Here is a 1,990-nt window from a genome sequence, read left to right on the forward strand (position 1 = left end):
GCCGGCGACGGCTCCCCCGACGGCGCCGGGGGCCCCGCGCGCCGCGCGCCCGACGCGCGCACCGCCGAGCTGCGCCGGCGCGCGCTCGTCTCCGCCGCCCTCACCCTGCCCGTGCTGCTGCTGTCGATGGTGCCCGCCTGGCAGTTCACGAACTGGCAGTGGCTGTGCCTGACCCTGGCCGCGCCCGTGGCCGTGTGGGGGGCCTGGCCCTTCCACCGGGCGGCGTTCACCAACGCCCGCCACGGCGCCGCGACCATGGACACCCTCGTCAGCCTCGGCGTCCTCGCCGCGTTCGGCTGGTCGCTGTACGCGCTGTTCCTCGGCCACGCCGGGATGCCCGGCATGCGCATGGAGCTCACCCTGCTGCCCGCGCGCTCCAGCGGCTCCGGCGAGCTGTACCTGGAGGTCGCCTCCGCGGTCACGGTGTTCCTGCTCACCGGCCGCTACCTGGAGGCGCGCGCCAAGCGCCGCTCCGGCGAGGCGCTGCGCGCCCTGCTGGACCTCGGCGCGAAGGACGTCGCCGTGCTGCGCGGCGGGCACGAGGAGCGCGTGCCGGTGTCCGCCCTCGCCGTCGGCGACGAGTTCGTCGTGCGCCCCGGCGAGAAGATCGCCACCGACGGCGTCGTCGTCGAGGGCTCCGGCGCGGTCGACACCGCGCTGCTCACCGGCGAGGCGGTGCCCGTGGAGGTCGGCGCCGGCGACGCCGTCACCGGCGCCACCGTCAACGCCGGCGGGCGCCTGGTCGTGCGCGCCACCTCCGTCGGGGAGAGCACCCGCCTGGCGCAGATGGCGCGCGCCGTCGAGGACGCCCAGTCCGGCAAGGCCGCCGTGCAGCGCCTCGCCGACCGCGTCTCCGCGGTGTTCGTGCCGGTCGTCCTCGTGATCGCCCTGGCCACCCTCGCCGGCTGGCTGCTCACCGGCCACCCCGCCGAGACCGCCTTCACCGCGGCCGTCGCCGTCCTCGTCATCGCCTGCCCGTGCGCCCTGGGCCTGGCCACCCCCACCGCACTGCTCGTGGGCACCGGCCGCGGCGCGCAGCTGGGCGTGCTCGTCAAGGGCCCCGAGGTGCTGGAGTCCACCCGCCGCGTCGACACCGTCGTGCTCGACAAGACCGGCACCGTCACCACCGGGCGGATGTCCCTGGTGTCCGTCCACCCCGCCCCCGGCGTGGACGAGGCGGAGCTGCTGCGCCTCGCCGGCGCCCTCGAGGACGCCTCCGAGCACCCCGTGGCCCGGGCCGTCGCCGCCGGCCGCCCCGCCTGGCTGGAGCAGCAGTGGGCCCAGCCCCTGCCCGCCGCCCTGGCCGGGGCCCGCGAGCGCGCCGAGGAGGCCGGCCGCACCGCCGTCGCCGTCGGATGGGACGGCGCCGCGCGCGGCCTGCTCGTCGTCGCCGACACCGTGCGCCCCACCAGTGCCGCCGCCGTCGCCCGGCTGCGCCGGCTCGGGCTGCGCCCGGTGCTGCTGACCGGCGACAACGCCCGCGCCGCCCGCGCCGCCGCCGCCCAGGTCGGCATCGACGAGGTCGTCGCGGAGGTGCTGCCCGAGGGCAAGGTCGAGGTCGTGCGCCGGCTGCAGGCCGAGGGCCGCACCGTCGCCGTCGTCGGCGACGGCGTCAACGACGCCCCCGCCCTGGCCGCCGCCGACCTCGGCGTCGCCGTGGGCACGGGCACCGACGTGGCCGCCCACGCCGCCGACCTGACCCTCGTGCGCGACGACCTCCTCGCCGCCGTCGACGCCCTGCGCCTGTCGCGCGCGACGCTGCGCACCATCCGCGCGAACCTCTTCTGGGCCTTCGCCTACAACGTCGCGGCGCTGCCCCTGGCGGTGGCGGGGCTGCTGAACCCGCTCGTGGCGGGCCTGGCGATGGCGCTGTCGTCGCTGTTCGTCGTCACGAACAGCCTGCGGCTGCGCCGCTTCCGGGGCACGACGGCCTGACCGGCCCGGACCCCGCCCCTCCCGGCGTGATCGTGCACGGCGGGGTGTTCACCCC

Annotated in this window: 1 protein-coding gene; it reads left to right on the plus strand. The window is 78.1% G+C overall.

The genetic code is table 11. The features are described 5' to 3' along the window. A partial coding sequence (locus GTR00_RS19845; protein ID WP_166613273.1) for a heavy metal translocating P-type ATPase occupies positions 1 to 1,935 on the plus strand: 1,935 nt, incomplete at its 5' end. Positions 1,936 to 1,990: the final 55 nt, after the last annotated feature.

The sequence above is a fragment of the Kineococcus indalonis genome (assembly GCF_009906395.1).
Taxonomy (GTDB): domain Bacteria; phylum Actinomycetota; class Actinomycetes; order Actinomycetales; family Kineococcaceae; genus Kineococcus; species Kineococcus indalonis.